This window comes from Brevundimonas sp. SPF441 (assembly GCF_009661015.1).
Classification (GTDB): Bacteria; Pseudomonadota; Alphaproteobacteria; order Caulobacterales; family Caulobacteraceae; genus Brevundimonas; species Brevundimonas vesicularis.
Map to the genome: position 1 here is coordinate 98986 of NZ_WJWX01000006.1, position 24415 is coordinate 123400.

The window sequence follows — 24415 nt, forward strand, 5'->3', positions numbered from 1 at the left end:
TCAACGGGGGGCGCCGACCGCGTCTGTTACTGCGGAAAAACCGTCGGCGCGCAGGCGGGCGGCCAGGTCACGCTTGATGCGGGTGACCAGGCTGGGCCCCTCGTAGATCAGGGCGGAATAGATCTGGACCGCCGATGCGCCAAGGCGAATGCGGGCATAGGCCTCGGCGCCGCTGTCGATGCCGCCGACGGCGATGAGGGGCAGGCGGCCGTTCGCCGCCTCGGCCGCCGCGCGCAGGGCCTTTTCCGCGAAGGGACGGATGGGCGTGCCGGACAGGCCGCCGGTCTCGTGGGCGTCCGGTGAGCGCAGGGTCTCGGGCCGCTCCAGCGTGGTATTGGACACGATCAGGCCGTCGATCCGATGGGCCAGAGACGCCTCGACGATCATGCCGATCTCGTCGGCGATCAGGTCGGGCGCGATCTTCAGGAAGACCGGCACGCGGTCGGGGCCGATTGTGGGTCGGGCGGCGTCGATGCGGGCCAACAGGTCGTCCAACTGTTCGCGACCCTGAAGCGCGCGCAGGCCCGGCGTATTGGGCGAGGAGATGTTGACGGTGAAGTAGGCGGAGCGGCCGGCGAGGCGTTGCAGACCGGCGACATAGTCAGCCGCCTTGTCCTCGGTGTCCTTGTTGGCCCCCAGATTGGCGCCGACCACGACGCCCGTCGGGCGCTTGTCCAGCCGCTCGGCGAAGGCGTCTAGCCCGGCGTTGTTGAACCCCATCCGGTTGATGATCGCCCGGTCCTCGCTGAGGCGGAACAGGCGCGGCTTGGGATTGCCGGGCTGTGGCCGAGGCGTGACCGAGCCGCATTCGACGAAGCCGAAGCCGAGGCGCGACAGGCCGCGCAAGGCCTCGCCGTTCTTGTCCAGACCGGCGGCCAGACCGACCGGATTGGGCAGGTCCAGCCCCGCCAGCTGTGTTCTCAGGATCGGGTCGTCCGCAGGCGGCGTCGGCAACGGGGCCAGCGCCAGCCCCTTGATCGCCAATTGATGCGCCTGCTCCGGATCGAGCCGACGCAGCAGGGCCGCCCCAAAGTCGGTCAGGCTCACGGATTGTCCTCGAACGCCATCTCGCCGTCGGCCGTGACCGAGAAGGCGCGCGAGGCCGTCACGGCGACGACGGGCAGGGGGGCATAGAGATGCGGAAACAGATCGCCGCCGCGCGACGGCTCCCAGATCAGGTCGTCGCCAAACCCGCTGAGATCGACGGTCAGCAGCAGCAGGTCGCCGCGCCCGGCGAAATGCCGCCGTGCAGTTTCGGCCAGTTGCGCCTGGGTGGACATGTGGATGTAGCCGTCGGCGAGATCAACCGGGGCGCCATCATAGTGACCCTCGGCGACGGCGGCGCGCCATTTGGCGGCGTCGACGATCTTGTAGGCGACGTCTGTCATGCGGATGGCGCGCCCAGCGACCGCGGCGTCAGGAAGCCTTCGTAGGTGCAGCGCCCCGCCACATCGACGCTGAATAGGGCGGCGGCGCCGGTCGGGAAGCCGGCCGACAGCTTGTCCACCACGGCCGGCGAGGCGGCGCTTTCGATCAGATATTCGGCGGCCAGCACGTGGACGCCGGGATTGTGGGCCAGGATCAGCAGGCAGCCGGCCTCGTCCTCGCTGGCCTCGACGAAGCGGCGGATCACGTCGGAGGGAGCGTTGTAGAGGGCGTCCTCGTCGCGGACTTCCACATCGCCGAAGGCGTCGTGCATCTGCTCCCAGGTCTGGCGGGTGCGCACGGCGGTCGACACCAGGGCCAGGTCCGGCTTGAGGCCCCGCTCGGCCAGGGCGCGCCCCATCAGCAGAGCCTCGGCGCGGCCGCCGGCGGACAGGGGGCGGGCTTCGTCGCCGCCGGAGGGGGCGGAAGCTTCGGCCTGGGCGTGCCGCATCAGGATCAGTCGGTGCATGGCCTCCGCCATAAGGCGGTTTCGCCCGGCCCGCCAGATGGGGCGACGGTCAACTCCCCGTCAGTCGCGATGTTCGCCCCGCGAAGAGACGGAGGCGGCCGGCTGGGGCACCAGGACGGGGGCGGCGATGCGCTGGGCATGGCCGCTGGGGCGGATGCGGGCGTAACTGTGGCGCGAGGCTTCCAACAGGATCAGCCCGGCGGTTCCGGGAAAGACCCGTCGCCCGACCTGTTCGAACCCTTCGGCCAGCGGCAGCATCGGCCCCCAAGGCGGGACATAAAGCGTCTGGGACCAGGCCATCGGTTCCAGCCCGACATCGCGCACCAGCCGTTCCAGCTGACGCCGGGTGAAGGGTCGGCCATGACCAAAGGGGGTGTTGTCCGCCCGCGCCCACAGGCCGCCGCGCGCCGCCGCCGCCAGGATGATGCGCCCGGTGGGCGACAGCGCGCGCACCGCTTCCAGCAGCAGGGCGGCGGGGTCGTCGGCCTCTTCCAGGGCGTGAACCAGCAGGATGCGGTCGAACGATCCGGCGGGAAAAGGCAGGCGGCGGTCGTCCACCAGCAGGGTGCGGTTGCGACCGACCGTCGGCCAATGCTCGACGCCTTGCCCGCCCGGCATGGCCGCGACGACGCGCCGCGCGCCGACGAAGGCGTCCAGCCAAGGGGTGGCGTAACCGACGCCCAGCACGTCGCAATCGGTCGCCTCGCCCCAGGCGTCGTCCAGCCGTCGCGCCACCAGCCGTCGCGCCAACGCGCCGGTCGGCTCGCCGTAGAAGGTTCGAAGCTCGTCGATGCTGCGCCGCATGAGCCCACTATAGGCCTGTCGGCGGCCCTGCTGCTAGGATGGGCGTATGACCCTGGATGTGCATCTGTTTCCCTGCCGCAGCGACAACTACGGCTTTCTGATCCGCGACGCCGCGACGGGCGTGGTCGCGGCGGTCGATACGCCGGACGCGGCGCGCATTCTGGAGGAGCTGGAAGGCTTGGGCTGGGGCCGGCTGGATCTGATCCTGAACACCCACTGGCACCCCGATCACACCGAGGGTAATGCGCGGCTGAAGGCCGAATGGGCTTGCGAGATCGTCGGGCCGGAAGAGGTGCGAAAGGTCGCGCCGCTGGACCGGGTGATCGCTGACGGCGATGCGGTGATGGTGGGCGAGACGCGGTTCGAGGTCACCGAGACGCCCGGCCACACCCTCGGCCATGTGGTGTTTCATGCGCCGGCGGACGATCTGGCCTTTACCGGCGACACCCTGTTCGCCCTGGGCTGCGGCCGGTTGTTCGAGGGCACGCCCGAGCAGATGTTCGAGAGCCTGCAGCGGCTGAAGGCCTGGCCCGACCAGACCGTGATCTGGTGCGCGCACGAATATACGGCGTCCAACGCGCGCTTCACCCTGAGCCTGGATGACCGGCCAGAAGTCGCCGCCCATGCCGAGGCGATCTTCGCGGCGCGCGCGCGGGGCGAACCGACCGTGCCGACGACGCTGGGGGTGGAGAAGCGGTTCAATCCGTTCCTGACCGCCACGGATGCGGATCAGTTCGCCGCGCGCCGGGCGGCCAAGGACAGCTTCTAAGGGACAAGCAAATCGTCATTCCGGGGCGTCCGCAGGAAGAACCCGGAAGCCAGGGGTCGCGCAGTCTGCTTGAGCATGATCAGGCGACGGAGACTGCCACCTGGGTTCCGGGTTCCTCGCTGCGCTCGGCCCCGGAATGACGATCAGGCGTACCGCCCTAGCGGTTCAGGGCGTCCCCGCCCACGACCCGCACGATCCGGGCGGACGACGGGCGGCCGGCGATGCCGGCGTCGGCGTCGATGACGATCCGCAGCGTTCCCTGGACCAGGCTGACGCCGGGACGCCCCTGATCCGACACCACGACGCGGCGCACCCGCTCGACCTGGGCGCGCAAGTTCGACGAACGCGCCATGCGCACGATGGCGTCGCTGGCGGCCGAGACGGTGTCCGCGGCGACCTGTTCCGAGCCGGGCTGAATGTCCACGTCGATGACGATCAGCCGGCCCATCGCCGTGCTGGCGCGGTAGCTCTGGCGCATGAAATATTCGACAAGCTGCGCGCCCGTCATGGCCGCGCTGGCCAGGCCCTGCGCCTCGCCGACGCGCGAGGCGGGCGAGCCTTGGGGCGTCGCGGTCGTATACAAGGTCACGGCGCCGTCGGGCGTGACGCGCAGCACCTGATCGCCGTTGTCGTTGCGATAGATGATGTCGCCGCGCGGGGCGGGCGTGGGCCGCAAGACCCAGACCTCGGTCGAGCGTTCCAAGCGCATCAAGGGGCGCGAGCCGGACGTGTCCAGGATAAAGCCCTGGCCGCTGCTGCTGACGTAGCGGGCGGTCGGCGGCACGGTCCGGCGGGACTGGGCCTGGCTTTCGGTCGGGACAACCACAGGCGCGACGACGCCCACGCCGATGACCGCGATGGCGGCGACCGCCATCGCGGTCACGCGTGGCGATTTTTTCGCCCTGACCGATCCCAACAACTTCATGACAGACTTGATGAAACCCGCGCGCGGCGGATTTTGGGCGAAGCCCGCCTCAACCCACCAGGTACTGACCGCCGTTCAGCGACAGTGTGCAGCCTGTGACATATCCGGCACGCTCGCCCACCAGCCAGGACACCATGTCGGCGATCTCTTCGCCCTTGCCCAGGCGGCCGACGGGGATGTGGCTGATGATGCCTTCCAGCACCTTGGGGTCCATGGCGCCGACCATTTCCGTGTCGATATAGCCGGGCGCGATGCAGTTCACGGTCACGCCCTTGCGCGCATTCTCCAGAGCCAGCGCCTTGGTGAAGCCGATCATCCCGGCCTTGGCGGCGGAATAGTTGGTCTGGCCGATCTGACCCTTCTGACCGTTGATCGAGGAGATGTTGACGATGCGCCCGTGGCCCCGGTCGCGCATGCCATTGATGACTTGGCGCGTCATGTTGAAGACGCTGTCCATATTGACGCGGATCACGTCGGACCACTGGTCGTGGCTCATCTTGTGGAAGAAGCCGTCGCGGGTGATGCCGGCGTTGTTGACCAGGATGTCGATGGGGCCGAGCTGATCCTCGACCTCCTTCACCGCGCGGGCGCAGTCGTCGAAGCTGCCGACGTTGCCTTTGACCACCATGACGTCCAGCGCGTCGGCGATGGCCCTGGCCGCCTCGTCGTTGCCGGAATAGCCGGCGGCGACCTTGAAGCCGTCCTCGTGAAGGCGCTGAACGATTGCCTTGCCGATGCCCCGGGTCCCGCCCGTCACGAAAGCTACGCGCGCCATATCGTCTCCTGTCCCTGTGCAGACCCTTAGAAGGCCTTGTCGGAGTTCAGGATTAACGTGCGAGCGCTAGCGCGCAAGGCGAGAATCTGACGCGACGGAAGTTTCATGCCTCCGTCGCGTTTGGATGATGTTCGCTCCGGCGATCAGGCGGCCAGCTTTTCCATGTCGATAACGAAACGGTAGCGGACGTCGGATTTCAGCATCCGCTCATAGGCGTCGTTGATCTGGTCCGGGGCGATGGTCTCGATGTCGCAGGCGATGCCGTGCTCGGCGCAGAAGTCCAGCATCTCCTGCGTTTCGCGAATGCCGCCGATCAGCGAGCCGGCGATGCGGCGGCGACGCCACAGCAGCGGCAGGGCGAAGACCGGCAGGCCCTCGGTCGTCAGGCCCAGCATGATCATGGTGCCGTCGCGGGCCAGCAACTGAATGTGGCTGGCGATCTCGTGCGTGGCCGAGACGGTGTTGATGATCAGGTCGAACTTCTCGGCGGCCGCCTTCATCGCATCCTTGTCGGAGTTGATCATGAAGTGTTTGGCGCCCATCCGCTCGGCGTCGGCCTTCTTGCGGTCCGAGGTGGACAGGACGGTGACTTCCGCCCCCATCGCCGCCGCCAGCTTTACGGCCATATGGCCCAGGCCGCCCAGGCCGATGACCGCGACCTTGGAACCGGGTCCCACGCCCCATTCCTTCAGCGGCGAATAGGTGGTGATGCCGGCGCACAGCAGGGGGGCGGCGACATCCAGCGCCAGGCTGTCGGGAATGGACAGGACGAAATGCTGATCGACGGTGATGTAGTCGGAATAGCCGCCCTGGGTGATGGCTTCCGACGTGCCACCCTTCTTGTCCTTGCCGCCGTAGGTGCCGGTGAAGCCGGGGATGCAATATTGTTCGACGCCTTCCTGGCAGGAGGCGCACTCGCGGCAGCTGTCGACCATGCAGCCGACGCCGACGCGGTCGCCTTCCTTGAAGCGGGTGACGTTCGTTCCGACCGCCTTGACCACACCCGCGATCTCGTGACCCGGCACCAAGGGGAAGGCGGTGCCGCCCGTCTCGCCGCGCGCGGCGTGCAGGTCGGAGTGGCAGACGCCGCAATATTTGATGTCGATCAGCACATCGTCCGGACCTGGATCACGGCGCTCGAAGCTGTAGGGCGTCAGCGGCTTGTCGGCGGCGGTCGCGGCGAAGGCGCGTGTGGCGATCGGCATGGGAATAGTCCTTCAGGCTTTGCAGTGAGCCAGCCTCAGATGAGAGGGCGGCCGCGGGTCCGCAAGCGTGCGGACCGCTATTTCAGCTTGGCGATCAGCGCCTGAGCCGCCGCCGGGTTCCGCACCTTCGCGCCCGAGATGAAATAGGCGAAGACCTCGCCGCGTTTGGCCCAGGCTTTGGCCTGGTTCGCGACCGCATCCAGCTCGGTCGCCGTCATGCCAGTCGGCTCGTCCTCGCGGCTGGACATCAGTCGGGCGTAGCTGAAGTCGGCGGTCGCCTCGTCGATCTGGGGCCAGGTCGGCTCCTCATCATCGACCGCATAGACGATGGCCGCGCCGTATTTGCGGGCCAAGTCATAGAACTGGTCGGTGGCGAAGGTCGGGTTGCGAACCTCCAGCGCGTGCCGCAGCCACACCCCGTCCTTCTCCTTGGGCAACAGCTTCAGGAAGCCCTCGAAATCCTCTGGGTCAAACTTCTTCGTGGCCATGAACTGCCAGTTGATCGGACCCAGCTTGTCGCCCAGCTCGGTCAGGCCCTGGCTCAGGAACTTGTCGAAGCTGTCGGCACCTTCGGACAGCACCTTGCGATTGGTGCAATAGCGGCTGGCCTTGACCGAAAAGACGAAGCCGTCCGGCGTCTCGTCGCGCCATTTCTTCCAGCTGTCGGGCTTAAAGGTCGAATAATAGGTGCCGTTGATCTCGATCGAGGTCAGTTTCGACGCCGCATATTCCAGCTCGCGCTTCTGAACCAACCCTTCAGGATAGAAGACCCCGCGCCACGGCTCGAACGTCCAGCCGCCGATGCCGACATGGATGGAATGGGTCATGTTTCGCTCCGTTCGTCGCTCGATCCGACGCCAGTTGTGTCGGACTGCCAGTCTTCCAGCTCGTGCCGAATGCGTCGGACGAACACGTCCGCATCGTCGATTCGATAGAGAATGGCGTGGCTTTTGTAGAAAATCACATGGGCGTCCGCGCTCAACTCCGGTCGAGCTGCCCCAAGACGTGGAAAATCCGCAAGCAAGTCCAGTTTCGCGAACAGACCCTCGATATAGTCATCGGCCTGACGGCTCCCGAACAGCTCGAGGCCTTGCAGATAGACCTGCTGCAAGTCCGCCCGCGCCTCGCGGCTTAGGCGAAGCATCAGGAGGCGCGACGCAATTGGGCGCGCAGTTCCTCGATCACTTCACGTGGCGACTGGTCGGAAACACCGGAAGCGTCGGCCTCGGCGATTAGCCTTTGCCAATGCGCGATCTTCTCTGCCTTGACCTGCTCGCGGCGGATCAGGTCGCGCACCACGTCCGACGTGTTGGCGTAGCGCCCGGATTTCGCCTGTTCCTCGACCCAGGCCTTCATCGGATCGGGCAGGGAGATGTTCATCGTCGCCATGATCGGCCTCCTCTCAAGAAGAATGCGCGCATGGCAAACTTTGTCAACGTCGGATCACAAGGCGGTCGCCGTCTGGACGCCAGCCAGCAGGCTGGCGGCTGTGATGGGCTTGGGGACGTGCAGGTCGGCGCCGGCGTCGCGTGCCTGGTCGCGGTGCTCGCTCATGGCGTTGGCGCTCAGCATGATGATCGGCGTACGGTCCTGATCGGGACGGGCGGCCTCGATCTGGCGGATGGCGCGGGTGGCGGTCAGGCCGTCCATGCCCGGCATCTGCATATCCATCAGGATCAGGTCGAAGGTTTCGCACTGGAAGGCGGCCAAGGCCTGTTCGCCATCTGAGACGGTGACGACCTGCATGGCGTGCGCCGCCAGGATCAACTGCACGACCCGCTGGTTGACCGGGTGATCCTCGGCCAGCAACACGCGCAGGGGCGCCAGGGGGCGGTCGGCCTCGGCCGCACGCGCGCGTCGTTGGGCATCGTGCTCGGTCAGCGAGGCGGCGCGCGTCAGGGGGATCTCGACGGTAAACCGGCTGCCGACGCCCGGCGTGGAGGCGGCTGAAATCCGCCCGCCCATCAGCTCGACCAGCGAACGACAGATCGACAGGCCCAGGCCCGTGCCGCCGAACCGGCGCGTGATGGTGCTGTCCGCCTGGCTGAACCGATCGAACAGACGGGCCGCGTGTTCTGAGGAGAAGCCGACGCCGGTATCCTCGACCCGCAGCGTCAGCTGGGTCAGGCCGTCGGAATCCTCGTCCACCGCAAGGGTGACAGCGACCGAGCCCTGATGGGTGAATTTGATGGCGTTCGACAAAAGGTTGTCGAGCACCTGACGGATGCGGGTGCTGTCGCCGACGAACACGCCGCGCGCATCGGCGTCGCGGCGGATGTCGAAGGTCAGTCCCTTGGCCTCGGCCTTCAGGCGCATGACATCCAGCGGGGCGGCGACGGCCTCGTCCAGATCAAAGGGTCGGCTTTCCAGGTCCAGATGCCCGGCTTCGATCTTGGACACGTCCAGAATGTCGGACACCAGCCGTTCCAACGTCACGCCGGATCGTCCGATCAGGGCCACCATCTCGGCCTGCTCGGGCGTCAGCTCGGTGCGCGACAGGGCGTCGACGATGCCGATCACGCCGTTCAGGGGCGTGCGGATCTCATGGCTCATATTGGCCAGGAAATCGGACTTGGCGCGGTTGGCGGCCTCGGCGGCGGCGGTGGCCTCGCGCAGGGCGCGTTCGGCGGCGACCTTTTCGGTCACGTCGCGCGCGATGCCATAGATGCGGTCGCCCTGGCGATGGGCGCGCCATTCGACGGTGACGTAATGGCCGGCCTTATGGCGATAGCGGTTGATCTGGCCGATGACCGGATCGCCCGGCCGCCGGTTTTCGACCTCGACGATGCTCTGGCGGGTGGCGGCGTGATCGTCCGGATGGATCAGGCGCAACAGGCCCTGGCCCTCGATCTCGTCGGGGCGATAGCCCAACATGGTGAACCACGAAGCGCTGGCCTTGACCACGCGCCCATCCAGCTCGCGCACCACCAGCAGATCCAGCGACACATCGAAGAAGGTGTCCAGATCGACATCGGCTGTGGGGAAGGTCAGGGCCGCAACGGGCGAACAGGTCATTGCGCACTCTCTCGAACTCAAACCCATGTTACGGCGCATCCGTTAAGCTCGCCTTTGCGGCGGGTCGAAAAGAGCCGATGGCGTCGTGCGCCGTCTGAGTTAGGGTCGGCGCATGATCTTGTTCCTCGCCGCGATCGCCATGCTGCAATCCCCGCCATCCGGGGACGGGATCGAATCCCTGACCCTGGCTGAGGATCGGGCCTGCACAGCCGACGGGGCCCTGTGCGTCGGTCTGCACCCGCAGACGCGTGACGGCGAGCTGGTCTTCACTCCGGTTGTCCGAGCGCCTGACGCCCTGCCGGCCGCGCCGAACGGAGCGTCGGGCGAGGTCGAGAATTACAAGCCATGGAATGGCCTGATCCGGCTGGCGGACGGCGGATTCCTGGCCGGGGTCGAGATGGAAAGCCGCAGCATGTATTCCGGCGGCGGGGGACAGGCGACGGAGTTGCGGCTCTATCGGCTGGATGCCGACGGCGAAGCCGGCGCCGCGCCGGTGCTGACCGTGCCGATCCAGGGTTCGCTGATGATCCGCGCCTGCTTCAGCGATGAGGACATGACCCAGCGCGCTGGCGCCTGTCACGACGAATACAGTTTCGCTTCGACCCTGACCGCGAGCGACGCGCCGGATGCGATGCCGGTCCTGACCTATGAGACGACGGCGACGGCCTATCCACGCGGCGCCTCGCGATCCGAGGATTCGCTGGAGAAGCCGCCGCTGAAGCCCGCCGACCTGGTCGCCGCGCGCGATCCGAAATGCAGCGTCATTCGCCGGTTCACCTTTGACGCCAAGGCCGGCGAATACCGGCCGGAAAGCCCGCTGCCCGACTGCTCGGACTACACCACGCCCTAGTAGGCGAAGTCGGCGTAGATCCGCTTCACGTCGCCCTGCCAGGCGCCGTGATACAGGTCCAGCAGGCGCTCGGCCGGGGTGACGCCGCTGTCGGCGATGTCTTCCAGTTCCGACAGATAGCCCCGCTCGTCCACCATCCCGCCCGAGAATTTGGCGCGGTTCTTCAGCCCCTGTTTGGCGATGTTCACCAGGTCCACGGCGATGTCGCGCACCGACCGGCCCGCCACCTCGGCCTTCAGACCCAGCCGGGTCACGTCGCGGCGCAGGCGTTCGTGGTCGGCGATGTCCCAGTCCTTGACCAGGTCCCAGGCGGCAGCTAGCGACGGGGCGTCGTACAGAACCCCGGCCCACAGGGCGGGCAGGGCGCAGATCCGGCTCCACGGTCCGCCGTCGGCGCCGCGCATTTCCAGATAGGCCTTCAGCCGCACCTCGGGGAAGAGGGTGGTCAGGTGATCGTTCCAGTCCTTCAGGGTCGGATATTGGCCGGGCAGGGCGGGCAGTTTGCCGGCCTGGAAATCGCGGAACGACTGGCCCGAGGCGTCGACATAACGGCCGTCGCGCTTGGCGAAATACATCGGCGTGTCCAGCGCATAGTCGGCGTAGCGCTCGAAGCCGAACCCGTCCTCGAACACGAACCCCAGCATGCCCGTGCGGTCGGCGTCGGTGTCCGTCCAGACATTGGCCCGCGCCGACAGGAAGCCGTTGGGGCGACCCTCAGTGAACGGCGAACAGGCGAACAGGGCGGTGGCGATGGGTTGCAGCGCCAGGGAGGTGCGGAACTTCATCACCATGTCGGCTTCGGAATCGAAGTCTAGATTGGCTTGGATGGTGCAGGTGCGCAGCATCATGTCCAGACCCAGGGTCCCGACCTTGGGCATATAGGCGCGCATGATGTCGTAGCGGCCCTTGGGCATGACCGGCACCTGTTCGCGGGTCCATAGCGGGTCGAAACCGGCGCCCAGGAAGCCGAGGCCGATCTGGTCGGCGACCTGCTTGACCTCCATCAGGTGCTGGCCGGTCTCGTTGCAGATGTCATGGATGGTCAGAAGCGGCGCGCCCGACAGTTCGAACTGACCGCCCGGCTCCAGGCTGACGGAGGCGACGAAGCCCTCGCTGTTCCTGCGCTCCAGTCCGATCAGAAAGCCGTTTTCCTCGACGGGCGACCAGCCGAAGCGTTGCAGCCCCTCTAGCATGGCCTTGATGCCGTTCGGGCCGTCATAGGCGGGGCGGGCCAGGGTGGTCTTGTCGAAGCCGAACTTCTCGTGCTCGGCGCCGATTCGCCACTGGTCCTTGGGCTTGATCCCCTTGGACATGGCCTCGATCAGAGCGTCTCTGGAAAGCGGCGCGTTCTCGGCCATCTGTAACCCCTGCTGTCGCGGCTAGATGGCGGCTAAAGCCAAGTTCCTCAAGGGGTGGAATGAAATCCGCTCGTCCCCGCGAAAGCGGGGATCCAGTTTTTCGCCGCACGAACGTCCGAGATGGCCGTAGGCGCATGATGTTGATGGTCATCGCACAAAGCCCTGGGTCCCCGCTTTCGCGGGGATGAGCGGGATTAAAAGTTAGCGTTCCCAATCACCGACGGCCGCCTGCCACAGGGTCATGGCGGCGATGGCGGCGGTGTCGGCGCGCAGGATGCGCGGGCCCAGCGACACGGCGGTGGTGAAGGGCAGGGACCGCAGCCGCTCGCCCTCTTCCGGCGAGAACCCACCCTCCGGCCCGATCAGGATGGACCAGGGGCCTTCGCCTGCGTCGCGCAGGGCCGAGACGGCGGGCGCGCCGCCCGTCTCGTCGCAGAACATCAGCCGGCGTCCGGTTTCCCAGCCGTCCAGCAGGGCGTCCAGCTTGATCGGATCATCGACGACGGGCACGTCCATCCGCCCGGTCTGTTCGGCCGCTTCCTCGGCGATGGCGTCCAGCCGGTCCAGGCGGATGCGGTCGGCGTTGGTGCGTTTTGTCAGGACCAGCCGCACCCGCCGCGCGCCCAGCTCGGCAGCCTTCTCCACGATGGTCTCGACGCGAGCCTTCTTCACCACCGCCACGATCAGTTCCAGGTCGGGACCGAAGGTCTGGGGCCGCACCTGTTCCTCGGCGCGCAGGATCACGCCCTTCTTCAGCACTTCCGCGACCGTGCAGCGCCACTCCCCGTCGCGCCCGTTGAACACCAGCAGATCGTCCCCGGCCTTCAGCCGCATGACCTGGGTCAGATAGCGCGACTGGTCCAGCGTGGGCGCGACGGGAGCGGCGGCTTTCAGGTCGCCGTGAGCATGCAAACGGACCATGGCTTCAATAGTGAAAGCGGCATTGGACAATTTCCAAGCCGGTCTGGGTCGCGCGATAGACTAGGCGATGCTCCTGATCGATCCGTCGCGACCAAAATCCCGCCAATTCACCCTTCAAGGGCTCGGGCTTGCCGGAGCCTGTAAACGGGGTTCGTTGGCATTCCTTGATGAGGGTGTTCAGCTTCTTGAGCGCTTTGCGATCCGTATCCTGCCACTCGGTATATTGAGACCAGGCGCGGGCCGTGAAGAGGACGTTCATTCTTCGATCAGTTCGCGCACCTGGCCGCCACCCGCTTCAAGTTCGGCGATCGAGGCTCGCAGCGCTTCGCGGTTGGCCGGGCTGCGCAGCAGATACTCCGTCTCCTGCCACGAGGCGAAATCCTCCAGCGACATCAGCACCGCCGCCGGCTTTCCGCCTTCGCGCGTGATGATGGTGTAGTCATGATCCGCCGTCACCCGGTCGATGGCCGATGCGAGGTTCTTGCGGAGATCGGTGACGGACATCGCGTTCATGACGACAATGTACGAAGTATCGTACATTGTCGCAAGTGGTGAGTATTAGGCTGTCAGAGCGTCCGCGCGATCAGCAGCTTCATGATTTCGTTCGTGCCGCCGTAGATGCGTTGGACGCGGGCGTCCTTGTACAGCTGGGCGATCGGATATTCGTTCATATAGCCATAGCCGCCGTGGAGCTGGAGCATCTCGTCGATGGTCTCGCCCTGGATGTCGGTGACCCAGTATTTGGCCATGGAGGCGGTGGCGGCGTCGAGCTTGCCCTGCAGATGCAGGCCGATGCAGTGGTCGGTGAAGACCTTGGCGACGGTCAGCTTGGTCTTGACCTCGGCCAGTTTGAACTGGGTGTTCTGGAAGTCGATGACGCGCTTGCCGAAGGCCTTACGCTCCTTGACGTAGGCCAGCGTCGCCTCAAGCCCGCGCTCGGCGGCGGCGACGCCCTGGACGGCGATGTTCAGCCGCTCCTGGGGCAGCTGCTGCATCAGCTGGACGAAGCCCTGGCCCTCGGTTCCGCCGATGATGTTGTCGCCGGGGACCTTCACGTCGTTGAAGAACAGTTCGGAGGTGTCGTTGGCCTCCATGCCGATCTTGTGCAGGTTGCGACCGCGTTCGAACCCTTCCGCGCCATCGGTCTCGACCACGATCAGCGAGGTGCCCTTGGCGCCCTCGGCCGGATCGGTCTTGGCGACCACGATCAGGAAGTTGGCCAGCTGGCCGTTGGTGATGAAGGTCTTGGAGCCGTTGACGACATAGCCGTTGCCCGACTTGACCGCCGTGGTCTTGACGCCTTGCAGGTCCGAGCCGGCGCCCGGTTCCGTCATGGCGATGGCGCCGACCAGTTCGCCCGATTGCAGGCGCGGCAGCCAGCGCTGCTTCTGCTCCTCGGTGCCGTAATGCCAGATGTAGGGCATGACGATCGCATTGTGCAGCGAAATGCCGAAGTGGTCCGCGCCCTTCCAGCCCAGCTGGCGCATCAAGACGACCTCGTGCCGATAGTCGCCGCCGAAGCCGCCGTCCTCTTCCGGCAACGACAGGCCCAAGAGCCCCGCCTCGCCCGCGTCGTTCCACAGCTGTCGCGGCACCGAGGAATCGGCGATCCACTGCTGCACCTTCTCAAGCGGCGCGTGCTCGTCGATCCATTTGCCGACGCTGTCGGAGAAGAGTGTGATCTCTTCTTCACGCATGAAATCGGGATCGGGGCTGCCCAGTACGTTCATCGGTTTCGTCCCTGAGGTTCGCGGGCTTTTGCCCGTCTGGCCGGTAAGAAAAACGGGCCGGCGAGATCGCCGACCCGTTTCGTTGTCAGTCTGAGATCAGAACGCCTCGGCCGGCATGGCCATCAGCACGTCGGCGCCGGTCTTCATCTTCTTCAGATGGGCTTCGGCGTCGGGCAGGATGCGCTCGACGAAGTAGCGGCCGGTCTGAAGCTTGTTGGCGTAGTAGGGGTCGGTCGAACCGGCCTCGACCTGGGCTTGAGCCACCTTGGCCATCTGCGCCCACATATAGGCCAGAGCCGTCAGGCCGAAGACGTTCAGATAGTCGGTCGATGCGGCGCCGGCGTTGTCCGGATTGGCCATGCCGTTTTGCATCAGCCACATGGTGCCGTCCTGCAGCTTGGCCTTGGCGTCGGCCAGGCCGTCGACGAAGGGCTTGATGGCCTCATTGCCGCTGTTTTCGGCGACAAAGGCGTCGATCTCGCCGAACCAGGTCATGATCGCGCGGCCGCCGTTGGCGGGCAATTTGCGGCCGACCAGATCCAGCGCCTGGATGCCGTTGGTGCCCTCGTAGATCATGGTGATGCGGGCGTCGCGCAGATACTGCGAGGCGGTGAAGTGTTCGGTGTAGCCCGAACCGCCGTGCACCTGCATGCCCAGCGAGGCGACGTGGAAGCCCTTGTCGGTCAGATAGGCTTTCAGCACCGGCGTCAGCAGGCCCATGTAATCCTTGGCCTTCTGGGCGACGGCGGCGTCTTCGGACTTCTCCAGGTCTGCGTGAAGCGCGGTCCACAGGATGAAGGCCTGGCCGCCTTCGACGAAGGCCTTGGACTCCAGCAGCATGCGGCGAACGTCGGGGTGGACCATGATGCTGTCGGCCGGGCCGTCCGGGTTCTTCGGTCCGGTCAGCGAACGGCCTTGCAGGCGGTCCTTGGCGAATTCGACGGCGGCCTGATAGGCGGCGGTGCCGATAGCCAGACCTTGCAGGCCTGTGCCGAGGCGCGCCTCGTTCATCACGACGAACATATTGTTCATGCCGCGGCCTTCTTCGCCGATCAGCCAGCCCTTGGCGCCGTCGTACTGCATGACGGCGGTGGCGTTGCCGTGGATGCCCATCTTGTGCTCGAGGCCGGCGCATTCCAGGCTGTTGCGCTCGCCCAGCGAGCCGTCCTCATTGACCAGGAACTTGGGCACGACGAACAGCGACAGGCCCTTGATGCCCGGAACCGCGCCTTCGACGCGGGCCAGCACCGTGTGGATGATGTTGTCGGCGAAGTCGTGCTCGCCCGCCGAGATCCAGATCTTCTGGCCGGTGATCGAATAGGAGCCGTCGCCGTTCGGCACGGCCTTGGTGCGCACCATGCCCAGGTCCGTGCCGCACTGCGGCTCGGTCAGGTTCATCGTGCCCGACCATTCGCCGGTCGCCATCTTGGGCAGGTATTTCTGCTTCAGCTCTTCGGAGGCATTGGCGTGGATGCCGGCATAGGCGCCGGCCGTCAGGCCCGGATACATCGAAAAGGCGGCCGAGGCGCCGGCCGTCATCTGACCGAAGGCCGAGGCCACCACGCTGGGCATGCCCTGACCGCCGTAGGCCGGGTCGGCGGCCAGCGCCATCCAGCCGGCTTCGGACATGGCCTTGTAGGCTTCCTTCCAGCCCTTGGGTCCGGTCACCACGCCGCCCTCGGCCCAGTGGCAGCCTTCCTTGTCGCCCGGATTGTTGATCGGGGCGATGACCTCGTCGGCGAACTTGGCGCCTTCTTCCAGGATCTGGCTGACCAGATCCGAAGAGACGTCCTGGAAGCCCGGCTGGTTGGTGTAGCGGTCGATCTCCAGCACTTCATTCAGGATGAAGGTGAAGTCGCGGACAGGCGCCTTGTAGGCCATGGATTACGCTCTTGCTTTGAAGGGGTGGTGGTGGTCGTGGTTGAGACGCGCGCGCAGCAGCTTCTCATAGTCTTCGGCCCCCGGCAGCAGGTCGGGGCGATGTTCGGACAGTTTGGATTCCATCCAGGCGCAGGCCTGTTCGGCCGTCTCGATGGCGCCTTCGATGTCTTCCAGCTGCTGTTTCAGCGCCGCGATCTGGGCGCGGTGCCGCACCAGGGCCACGGCCATCTGATGGACGTTGTGATCCTTCTGATCATAGAGATCCATCATGTCCTGGATCTCCTGAAGGGTGAAGCCGATGCGGCGGCCCCTCAGGATCAGTTTCAGCCGAGCGCGGTCGCGCGCGTCATAGACGCGGGTCTGGCCCTTGCGCGCAGGGGTCAGCAGGCCCTTGTCTTCATAGAATCGCAGGGCGCGCGCCGTGGCGCCGAACTCGCGGCACAGCTGGCGAATGGAATAGGTGCGGTGGTCGTCGGCGGTGGCCATACGCCTTCATAACTTGACGTGCGCGTAAAGGGAAGAGGCTTACGCGCACGTAAGGGTAAGCTTTTATCTCTTGCTGACGATCAGGCATGAAAAAGCCCGGAGCCTGGGGGAGGCTCCGGGCGCAAACGCCGGACTGCAGGGGGGAGAGGGGTCCGGCGTTCGATCTCTTTCAATCAGGCCCTGCAGCAATCAGGCTCTGCGGCGGCCCAGCAGCACCGGGACGGTGATGGCCAGCAGGACGGCGTTGACCGCCGCCAGTCCGAAGTCCTGGCTCAGCGCATGGATCGTCATCATCGTCGCTTCCATGACGATCAGGCCGACCGCCGCCGTCAGCAACAGGGGGCGACCCACTCGCCACGAGATCAGCGGGCTCAGCACGCCCATGGCCAGAACGATCTCGACCACGCCCAGGCCGCGCACCATGTTCTCGGGCGCGATGGCGGGCCAGCCCATCAGATTGATCAGGTTGGTCATCGGCTCGGTCAGCTTGGCGTAGCCGGCGGCGATGAAGAACATCGCGATCCAGCCCTGCAGCGTCCAAAGGGCGATGTTGGCGTAGGCGGCGCGGTTGCGCGACGGCGCGGTGGGGAAGGTCGAGGTGGTCATCGGGGAGGACGCCTGAAGGTCATGAACGGCTGCGATCCGGTCTTGGGGCGTTCCCCGGGGAGCCGTTCGCGGAAGCCTATATAGCGGCGCTTCAGAGCGTTGTCATCATGCGATGACATCAACTGATGACATCAGCTGATGACTTTCTGTTACGGGCCGGGGGCATTGGGCCGATTCCCAATGCCCCACAAGGCTTTGCGACGCGCGATTTCAGTCTTCGGGCTGCGGCCCCGGCGTCTGGACGATCAGGTCGCCGGGCTGGCAATCCAGTTCGCGGCACAGGGCGTCCAGGGTCGAGAAGCGCACCGCGCGGGCCTTGCCGGTCTTCAGGATCGACAGATTGGCCAGGGTGACGCCGACGCGGTCGGACAGTTCGGTCAGGGACATCCGACGTTCGAGCAGCAGCCGGTCCAGTTGGATCATGATCATGGCGCGCTCCTCAGACCGTGGTCAGCTGTTCGTCGCGCATGGCCGACCCCTGCCGGAACACCTCGGCCAGGATGAAGACCACCAGAATGCCCAGCCAGGATCCCAGGTCGAAGTCGTAGTCGGACGGTGACTGGCCGATGCTCTGCGGGGCGACGAAGACCAGCAGCAGCGCCGTCAGCTGAATGCCGATCAGGCCGAGACCCACGCCTTGCAGTCGTTTGACGTTGGCGAACTCGAAGGCGTCGCCCTGATTGACCGACAGCAGGATGCGTCGCAACCGGTTGATGATCCACCAGGTGAAGCCGCAGGCCATCGCCGCGCCGAGGAAGGTCAGGCGACCTGTCCATTGCAGGGTGTTGCTCGGATCCGCGTTCGCGCCCTTCAGCCCGTCGATCAGGCCTGCGCCGAAGCTGGGCACGATCAGGGTGAACAGGAAGACCAGGATCGTCGCGACAGCGCCGATCATCACGAACACATTGACGAAGCCCAGCAGCCAGCGCAGGGCGCTGGCGACGGAATATTTGCCGATCATCTTCATCTCGAAAGCCCTTCCATTCGGGTCGCCCTCCGCGACCGCCTTGGTGACTATCGATATGGATTTATCGATAAACGGGCAAGAACATTATCGATAAACGAGATGAAGCTTTCGTAAGGTTCGGCGTCAGGCCGTGAAGCCCCAGGCCAGACGCGCCGCCTCCAGTCGATCCAGCTTGGCTTGGAAGGGCGTCCAGTCGTCGGCGTCCGCGATGGCGGCCCAGATGGCCTCGACCTCGTCGATCAGCATCTCCTCCGGTTCGCGCGCGGCGAACATCGGGTGTTCCAGCCGTTCGATCCGGTCGGGCTCGTGTTCCATCAAGGCGAAGCGGAAGGCGTCGAAGGCCTCGCCCTGATACCGTTTCGCGCGCGGTCCCGACAGGGCGCGGGCCGAAGAGGCGAAGCCCCCGAACCAGTCGAAGAACAGCGGCTCCCACCGCAGCGCCGCGCCGCCTTCGCGAAGCAGGGCCAGGGTCGTATCGACCAGCCGCTGATCCGCCGCCTCGCCCAGGCTGTGGACGCCCAACCGCATCAAGAACGCGGCGCGCAGTTCGCGGATATAGGCGGGACCGAAGCCGTTCAGCGCATCGGTCAACGGCTCGACCTCGGCGACCAGTTTCAGACAGCCGGCCAGTTGCGTCAGGTTCCAGAACACCGCCTCAGGCTGACGCGCGAAGGCGTAAAGGCCCGTCTGGTCGAAATAGGCGGCGGTGAAGGCCGGATCGTATTCAGGCAGGAACCGCCAGGGGCCATAGTCGAAGCTCTCGCCCGTGACGTTCAGATTGTCGGTGTTCAGAACCCCGTGCACGAAGCCGGCAGCGATCCAGCGGGCGGTCAGTTTCGCCGAGACCTCGACAACTGCCCGCAGCAGACCGGGCGCATCGCCGGCAGCCACGTCCGGATGATACAGGCTGCGCACGTGTTCGATCAGCGCCTCGATCTGGTCCTTGCGCCCCAGATAGGCCGCGCGCTGGAACGTCCCGAACCGCACATGGCTGTGCGACAGTCGCACGAGCACGGCCGACCGCGTCGGCGACGGCTCGTCTCCGCGCTCCAGCGCCTCGCCGGTCTCGATCAGCGAAAAGGCGCGGCTGGTCGGGACGCCTTGCGCCTCCAGCATCGTCGCCGCCAGCACCTCGCGCACCCCGCCCTTCAGCGTCAGCCGACCATCGCCCCCACGCGACCAGGGCGTCTGGCCGGTGCCCTTCGTTCCCAAATCCATCAGCCGACCCGAGGCGTCGCGCATCTGCGCCGCCAGGAACCCGCGCCCGTCGCCCAGATCGGGATTGTAGTGACGGAATTGATGTCCGTGATAGCGCATGGCGATCGGACCGGGCTGTCCCGGCAGGGGCTCGAACCGCCCGAACGCCGCGATCCATTCCGCCTCGCTCAGCCCCTCCAGCCCGACCTCGGCGGCCGCGCGGTCGTTACGAAACCGCAGGATCGTCTGAGGAAAATCTGCGGCCTGAACCGCATCGGCATAGTCCGCGCCCAAATCAAAAAAGCGCGGTTCGGGGCGGTAGGCGGGGGAGACGGGCATGGCAGTCTAGGTGCGGCGGCCGCGCCTATTTCGCAAGTCGTCTTACGGCGACGGTTGGGGTTGAACCTTCTTCCGGGTTCCGTATTCTTGTGCCCAGAGATCAGGTCGCTCCGCGCGGCCAGGCTGGCGCGCTCGACACTCGAGCGACGAATCCGGTCCGACGCCCGTCGATAACCTGGCGTCACGACGAAACTTCCGTTCGCTTGGAGGCCGCCGTGGCGCGCAAACTGACACTCGATTTCCTCAAGACCGAGGCCGCATCCGGCTCGGCCCTGGCGCTGGCCGCCATCGCCGCCGTGGCGATCGCCAACTCGCCCTGGTCGGCCGACTATTTCGCCTGGCTGAAGAGCTACCACGTCTTGCAGATCGGCCCGATCCGGCTGGAGGAGACGATCTCCGACTGGATCAAGGAAGGTCTTATGGCGATCTTCTTCCTCGTCGTGGGGCTGGAGATCAAATACGAGATCGTGCGCGGCGAACTCAGCGACCCGAAGAAGCTGGCGACGCCTGTGCTGGCGGCGCTTGGCGGCATGGCGGGGCCCGCGGCGGTCTATCTGCTGCTGTCCGGCGCCATCGGCGCGCCGCATGCGGGCTGGCCCATTCCGCTGGCGACCGACATCGCCTTTGCGCTGGCCATCTTCGGTTTTGTCGGCAAGGGCTTGCCCTCGTCGTTGCGGGTCTTCCTGCTGACCCTGGCCATCGTCGACGACCTTGGGGCTATCGCCCTGATCGCCGTGCTGTTCAGCGAGGGCGCGAACTGGACGCCGCTGTTCTGGGCGCTGGGCGCGCTGGCCGTCGGTGCGGTCGCGGCGCACCGCATCCGCATCCCTGCGCCCTTCTGGGTGCTGGGGTTCGCCCTGGTCTGGTATCTGACGGTGCTGTCGGGCCTCAGCACCTCCCTGACCGCAGTGGCCTTCGCCATGATCGTGCCGATCAAGGGGCGCGCCGAAGACGGTCAGAGCCCGCTGAAGGAGGCGATGCACGATCTGCATCCGTGGAACGCCTTTTTGGTCCTGCCGCTGTTCGCCTTCGCAAAGGCGGGCGTCTCCTTCGCCGGCCTGTCGATGGAGCAGGCGTTCGCGCCCCTGGTCATCGCCATCGCGCTGGGCCTGTTCTTCGGCAAGCAGATCGGCGTCCTTGGCGCCGCCTGGCTTGCCTCCGCGCTGAGGATCGGCGCGCGGCCGACGGGCGCCAGCTGGCTGCAAGTCTACGGCGTCTCCCTGCTGTGCGGGGTCGGTTTCACCATGAGCCTGTTCATCGGCGTCCTGGCCTTCCCCGGCGCGGTCGATTCGCCCGAACAGGTCGAGGTCAAGCTGGGCGTCATCGGCGGTTCGATCCTGTCCGCGATCGCGGCGGCCCTGGTGCTGGGTTTCGCCGGTCGCGGCCGTGAGATCGACCCGGCCGCCTTGCAGCCCGAGGTGGAGCCTCTAGGGCCGAAAGACGGGCAAAAACTGACCTAGCGTCAGCGTTTTCTGTCGCTTCCTCGACACACAAAGGCGAATCCACGGCGAAAAATGGTCGCGGGTAACAACGCTCGCTTGTCGGTCGCCCCGAACCGCGCTTAGCCTGTCCCTAACGAATGATCCCCCACGTAGGGGACGTCGAGGGAACAGGAAACGCTGCGATCGCCAATGGCGTCGCGGCTTCAGCCGGGAGGACGCCTATGCGCCGCAATCTTCAACTCAGGACCACTGTGTCCGCCGCCGTCATGGGCGCCGCTGTCATGGGATTCGCCGGCGTCGCCGCCGCGCAGGAAGCCCCGGCGACCGTCGACGACATCATCGTCACTGCCCAGAAGCGTGAGCAGAGCCTGCAGGACGTGCCGATCGTGGTCACGACCCTGTCGCAGGAACTGCTGGACGGCGCGGGCGTGCAGGACATCAAGGATCTGCAGATCCTGACGCCCGGCATGACCGTCACCTCGACCCAGTCGGAAGCCTCCACCACCGTGCGCATCCGCGGCGCCGGCACCGTCGGCGACAACCCCGGCCTGGAAAGCTCGGTCGGCGTCGTGATCGACGGCGTCTATCGCTCGCGCAACTCGGTCGGCTTCGGCGACCTGGGCGAACTGAGCCGCATCGAGGTCCTGAAGGGCCCGCAGGGCACCCTGTTCGGCAAGAACACCTCGGCCGGCGTCATCAACATCATCACCGAGCGCCCCTCGTTCGATCCCTCGATCGCGGGCGAACTGACCGGCGGCAACTTCGGCGCCATCGGCGGTTCGGTCTCCGTCACTGGCGGCCTGACCGACCAGATCGCCGGCCGCCTGTTCGTCGCGCACCGCGAGCGTGATGGCTTCTACGACGTCAACAACGGCGACGGCCCCAACACCCGCAAGGATGACCAGACCCAGGACTACTGGACCACGCGCGGCCAGCTGCTGATCCTGCCCAGCGACGACGTCTCGGTGCGCCTGATCGCCGACTACACCAAGCGTGAGGAATACTGCTGCGTCGCCGTGCAGACGCGCGTCGGCCCGACCCAGGCCTTCATCGCCGCCCTGACCGCGCCGAACGGCCCGGGCCAGCGTCCGCCGGTCGCCGGCTTCGGCACGGTGCCCTTCTCGCGTCTGGCCTATTCCAACCGCGAGACGCCGCAAGAGATCGAGGACATGGGTCTGTCGGCGGAAGCGACCATCGACTTCCCCAGCATCAACGCCACCCTGACGTCGCAGACCTCGTGGCGCGACTGGTCGTTCCAGCAGGGGATGGACCTCGACTACACCGGCGCCGACATCCTGTACCGCGCCAACGACGGCTCGAACGGCTACGGCGTCGATAACCTGACGCAAGAGTTCCGCCTGGCCGGCACGTCGGACAAGCTGGATTGGTTGGTCGGTCTGTTCGCCACCAAGGAAGGCGTCTACCGCGACGACAGCTATGTCTATGGCTCGGACTACAACGCCTTCGCCTCCCTGCTGCTGACGGCGTCCCTGCCGGCGGCCGTGGGCGGCCCCAGCCCGTCGCGCCTGGGCTGCTTCACCAATCCGAACGGCTTCCTGGTCGGCACCGCCGGCGCGGCCGCGGGCCAGCCGCTGTGCGTGATCGGCGCGGTGCCGCCCAGCGCGGCCGCCCCGACCTTCGGCGTCGGCAAGGCCTATGAAGACCACTATTCGCAGCGTTCGGAATCGGTCGCTGTCTTCACCAACAACACCTACCGGGTGACCGAGGCCTTCGATATCAACCTGGGTCTGCGCTACACTTATGACAGCAAGCGCCTGCTGGGCATCCAGGACAACCTGGGCACCAACGGCGCGGCCTGCGGCGGCGCCCTGGCCAATCAGAACCCGGCCAACCGCACCGTGTCGCCGATCCCCGGCACCGCCAACGTCGCCACGCCGGCCGCTGCGCTCGGTCTGTTGTGCCTGCCCTGGTCCAACCCGCAGTACGACGGTCGCCGGCTCCAGGAGAAATTCAGCGACACCGACCTGTCGGGCACGATCAAGGCGTCCTACCGCTTCAATCCGTCGATCATGGTCTATGGCTCGTATGCGCGCGGCTACAAGGGCGCGGGCTACAATATGGACCGGGTGCAGACGGGCGTGACGCCGGACGCCTCGCTGTTCTTCAAGGCCGAGACCGTCGACAGCTATGAGGCGGGCGTCAAGACGACCCTGTTCGACCGCACCATGCTGCTGAACGTCACCTACTTCGACCAGAAGTTCGAGAACTTCCAGCTGAACACCTTCCTGGGCACCGCCTTCGTGGTGGAATCGATCCCGGAACTGACCTCGCGCGGCGTCGACGCCGACATGGTCTGGTTCACCCCGGTCGAGGGCCTGAGCTTCCAGGGCGGCGTGACCTACACCGACGCCAAATACGGCCAGTTCGGCGCCGGCGACCTGTCCAGCCCCGGTCGCTTCCCGCAGCTGTCGCTGCTGCCGGGCGCGCGTGCGTCCTTCGCTCCGGAATGGTCGCTGACCGGCGCCCTGGCGTTCGACCGCGAACTGGGCGGCGGCCTGCGCGGCGGCTTCAACCTGTCGGCCAAATATTCGACCGAATACAACACCGGCTCGGACCTGCTGCCGTACAAGAACCAGGACGCCTTCACCGTCGTCAACGGGCGGGTCTCGATCGGTTCGGCCGACGAACGCTGGACGCTGGAGGTCTGGGGCCAGAACCTGCTGGAAGAAGAATACACCCAGGTCGGCTTCGCCGCGCCGCTGCAGGGGACGGCCTTCACCAACACCACGACGCCGCAAGCCAACGGCACCTTCTACAACCAGGCCACCGACACAGCGACCTACAACGCCTACCTCGGCGCCCCGCGCACTTACGGCGTGACGCTGAAGGTCAAATACTGATCGCCGGCCTTCGAGGCTGACCGACCAAGGGCCGACCGGGAAACCGGCCGGCCCTTTTTCGTAGGCGCGAAGGTCAAGGGTCGTGGCTGTCCGGTCTCGAAGGCGGCCCGCCATGCGTCCTCAATTCGCCGCAGCTTTGGCGGGGCGTCTTCTCGCCTCCGTGATGATGAAACGCCAAACGCAAACAGGGGGGACATGCAGACCCCCCCCTGTCGCCGTTTCTCAAGTCGTTCTGGAGATCAGAAGGCTTGGATGTTGACGGTCAGCTGGCCTTCATAGGCGCCGGCGAGCAGCGACTTGGACGGAACGGGGATGTTCACGTTCAGGGCCATGGCCGACTTCCAGGCGCCGTGGCTGGCGCTGGTGGAGTTGGCGTTGGCGGCCAGGTTG

Annotated in this window: 26 protein-coding genes; 4 read left to right on the forward strand and 22 right to left on the reverse strand. The window is 66.2% G+C overall.

Annotated features, from left to right (window positions below; all coding sequences use genetic code 11):
- The 4 genes from GGC30_RS05890 to GGC30_RS05905 are packed head-to-tail and all read right to left on the reverse strand — an operon-like array spanning window position 1 to window position 2698.
- Complete coding sequence (locus tag GGC30_RS05890; RefSeq protein ID WP_370451897.1) at window positions 1-1047, reverse strand: quinone-dependent dihydroorotate dehydrogenase; 1047 nt, start codon at window positions 1045-1047, stop codon at window positions 1-3.
- Window positions 1044-1388, reverse strand: a complete 345-nt coding sequence (locus GGC30_RS05895; protein ID WP_153923102.1) for a DUF952 domain-containing protein — start codon at window positions 1386-1388, stop codon at window positions 1044-1046. The genes GGC30_RS05890 and GGC30_RS05895 overlap by 4 nt, the downstream gene beginning before the upstream one ends.
- A complete protein-coding gene (locus GGC30_RS05900; RefSeq protein ID WP_153923103.1) occupies window positions 1385-1894 on the reverse strand; it encodes a histidine phosphatase family protein in 510 nt (169 codons plus the stop codon). The genes GGC30_RS05895 and GGC30_RS05900 overlap by 4 nt, the downstream gene beginning before the upstream one ends.
- Window positions 1895-1954: 60 nt before the next feature.
- Complete coding sequence (locus GGC30_RS05905) at window positions 1955-2698, reverse strand: methyltransferase domain-containing protein (protein WP_153923104.1); 744 nt, start codon at window positions 2696-2698, stop codon at window positions 1955-1957.
- Window positions 2699-2744: 46 nt separating this feature from the next.
- Here GGC30_RS05905 and gloB point away from each other — a divergent pair, with 46 nt between their 5' ends.
- Window positions 2745-3467, forward strand: a complete 723-nt coding sequence (gene gloB, locus GGC30_RS05910; protein WP_153923105.1) for a hydroxyacylglutathione hydrolase — start codon at window positions 2745-2747, stop codon at window positions 3465-3467.
- Between the two features lie 157 nt (window positions 3468-3624).
- On the opposite strand, the gene GGC30_RS05915 is transcribed toward gloB, so the two are convergent.
- The 7 genes from GGC30_RS05915 to GGC30_RS05945 form a co-directional block, all read right to left on the reverse strand.
- Window positions 3625-4341, reverse strand: coding sequence for a DUF4908 domain-containing protein (locus tag GGC30_RS05915; protein ID WP_228763631.1), 717 nt, complete (start codon window positions 4339-4341; stop codon window positions 3625-3627).
- Window positions 4342-4441: 100 nt separating this feature from the next.
- On the reverse strand, window positions 4442-5167 hold the full coding sequence (gene phbB / locus GGC30_RS05920; RefSeq protein WP_066549787.1) for an acetoacetyl-CoA reductase: 726 nt from the start codon (window positions 5165-5167) through the stop codon (window positions 4442-4444).
- 143 nt (window positions 5168-5310) lie between these two features.
- Entirely contained in the window at window positions 5311-6372 is a 1062-nt protein-coding gene (locus GGC30_RS05925) for an NAD(P)-dependent alcohol dehydrogenase (protein WP_153923107.1), read from the reverse strand.
- 77 nt (window positions 6373-6449) lie between these two features.
- Window positions 6450-7199, reverse strand: coding sequence for a DUF72 domain-containing protein (locus tag GGC30_RS05930; protein ID WP_153923108.1), 750 nt, complete (start codon window positions 7197-7199; stop codon window positions 6450-6452).
- A complete protein-coding gene (locus GGC30_RS05935) occupies window positions 7196-7516 on the reverse strand; it encodes a type II toxin-antitoxin system RelE/ParE family toxin (protein WP_153923109.1) in 321 nt (106 codons plus the stop codon). The genes GGC30_RS05930 and GGC30_RS05935 overlap by 4 nt, the downstream gene beginning before the upstream one ends.
- Window positions 7516-7761 carry a type II toxin-antitoxin system ParD family antitoxin gene (locus GGC30_RS05940; protein WP_153923110.1) on the reverse strand — a complete coding sequence of 82 codons (246 nt, stop codon included), beginning with the start codon at window positions 7759-7761 and terminating at the stop codon, window positions 7516-7518. Before GGC30_RS05940 ends, GGC30_RS05935 begins: the two co-directional genes overlap by 1 nt.
- A gap of 54 nt (window positions 7762-7815) precedes the next feature.
- Entirely contained in the window at window positions 7816-9387 is a 1572-nt protein-coding gene (locus GGC30_RS05945; protein WP_153923111.1) for an ATP-binding protein, read from the reverse strand.
- A gap of 112 nt (window positions 9388-9499) precedes the next feature.
- Between GGC30_RS05945 and GGC30_RS05950 the strand changes: the two genes are divergently transcribed.
- Complete coding sequence (locus GGC30_RS05950) at window positions 9500-10237, forward strand: hypothetical protein (RefSeq protein WP_153923112.1); 738 nt, start codon at window positions 9500-9502, stop codon at window positions 10235-10237.
- Here the strand turns inward: GGC30_RS05950 and GGC30_RS05955 are convergent.
- The 11 genes from GGC30_RS05955 to GGC30_RS06005 all read right to left on the reverse strand — a co-directional run bounded on the left by GGC30_RS05955 (window position 10234) and on the right by GGC30_RS06005 (window position 19722).
- Window positions 10234-11595 carry a glutamate--cysteine ligase gene (locus GGC30_RS05955; RefSeq protein WP_153923113.1) on the reverse strand — a complete coding sequence of 454 codons (1362 nt, stop codon included), beginning with the start codon at window positions 11593-11595 and terminating at the stop codon, window positions 10234-10236. The two genes, GGC30_RS05950 and GGC30_RS05955, sit on opposite strands and share 4 nt — an antisense overlap.
- A 201-nt stretch (window positions 11596-11796) precedes the next feature.
- Window positions 11797-12516 carry a 16S rRNA (uracil(1498)-N(3))-methyltransferase gene (locus GGC30_RS05960; protein ID WP_153923114.1) on the reverse strand — a complete coding sequence of 240 codons (720 nt, stop codon included), beginning with the start codon at window positions 12514-12516 and terminating at the stop codon, window positions 11797-11799.
- A gap of 4 nt (window positions 12517-12520) precedes the next feature.
- Complete coding sequence (locus GGC30_RS05965; protein ID WP_066626960.1) at window positions 12521-12775, reverse strand: Txe/YoeB family addiction module toxin; 255 nt, start codon at window positions 12773-12775, stop codon at window positions 12521-12523.
- The gene (locus GGC30_RS05970) at window positions 12772-13029 is read right to left on the reverse strand and encodes a type II toxin-antitoxin system Phd/YefM family antitoxin (RefSeq protein ID WP_066626962.1); all 258 of its coding nucleotides are present in this window, start codon (window positions 13027-13029) and stop codon (window positions 12772-12774) included. Before GGC30_RS05970 ends, GGC30_RS05965 begins: the two co-directional genes overlap by 4 nt.
- A gap of 53 nt (window positions 13030-13082) precedes the next feature.
- The gene (locus GGC30_RS05975; protein ID WP_055806174.1) at window positions 13083-14246 is read right to left on the reverse strand and encodes an acyl-CoA dehydrogenase family protein; all 1164 of its coding nucleotides are present in this window, start codon (window positions 14244-14246) and stop codon (window positions 13083-13085) included.
- Window positions 14247-14342: 96 nt separating this feature from the next.
- Window positions 14343-16127 (reverse strand): acyl-CoA dehydrogenase C-terminal domain-containing protein, encoded by a 1785-nt coding sequence (locus GGC30_RS05980; RefSeq protein ID WP_153923115.1) that lies wholly within the window; start codon window positions 16125-16127, stop codon window positions 14343-14345.
- A 3-nt stretch (window positions 16128-16130) separates the two neighbouring features.
- Window positions 16131-16613, reverse strand: coding sequence for a MerR family DNA-binding transcriptional regulator (locus GGC30_RS05985; RefSeq protein ID WP_039244783.1), 483 nt, complete (start codon window positions 16611-16613; stop codon window positions 16131-16133).
- Window positions 16614-16802: 189 nt separating this feature from the next.
- On the reverse strand, window positions 16803-17219 hold the full coding sequence (locus GGC30_RS05990) for a DoxX family protein (protein WP_153923116.1): 417 nt from the start codon (window positions 17217-17219) through the stop codon (window positions 16803-16805).
- 210 nt (window positions 17220-17429) lie between these two features.
- Window positions 17430-17648, reverse strand: coding sequence for a helix-turn-helix transcriptional regulator (locus GGC30_RS05995; RefSeq protein WP_039244779.1), 219 nt, complete (start codon window positions 17646-17648; stop codon window positions 17430-17432).
- A 10-nt stretch (window positions 17649-17658) separates the two neighbouring features.
- Window positions 17659-18180 carry a DUF2975 domain-containing protein gene (locus GGC30_RS06000; RefSeq protein ID WP_228763623.1) on the reverse strand — a complete coding sequence of 174 codons (522 nt, stop codon included), beginning with the start codon at window positions 18178-18180 and terminating at the stop codon, window positions 17659-17661.
- Window positions 18181-18309: 129 nt separating this feature from the next.
- A complete protein-coding gene (locus GGC30_RS06005) occupies window positions 18310-19722 on the reverse strand; it encodes a protein adenylyltransferase SelO (protein ID WP_153923118.1) in 1413 nt (470 codons plus the stop codon).
- Window positions 19723-19937: 215 nt separating this feature from the next.
- On the opposite strand from GGC30_RS06005, the gene nhaA reads away from it, so the two are divergent.
- On the forward strand, window positions 19938-21182 hold the full coding sequence (gene nhaA / locus GGC30_RS06010; protein ID WP_370451898.1) for a Na+/H+ antiporter NhaA: 1245 nt from the start codon (window positions 19938-19940) through the stop codon (window positions 21180-21182).
- Between the two features lie 203 nt (window positions 21183-21385).
- Window positions 21386-24025: a TonB-dependent receptor gene (locus tag GGC30_RS06015; RefSeq protein WP_153923120.1), complete on the forward strand. Its 2640-nt coding sequence runs from the start codon at window positions 21386-21388 to the stop codon at window positions 24023-24025.
- Window positions 24026-24415 lie beyond the last annotated feature (390 nt).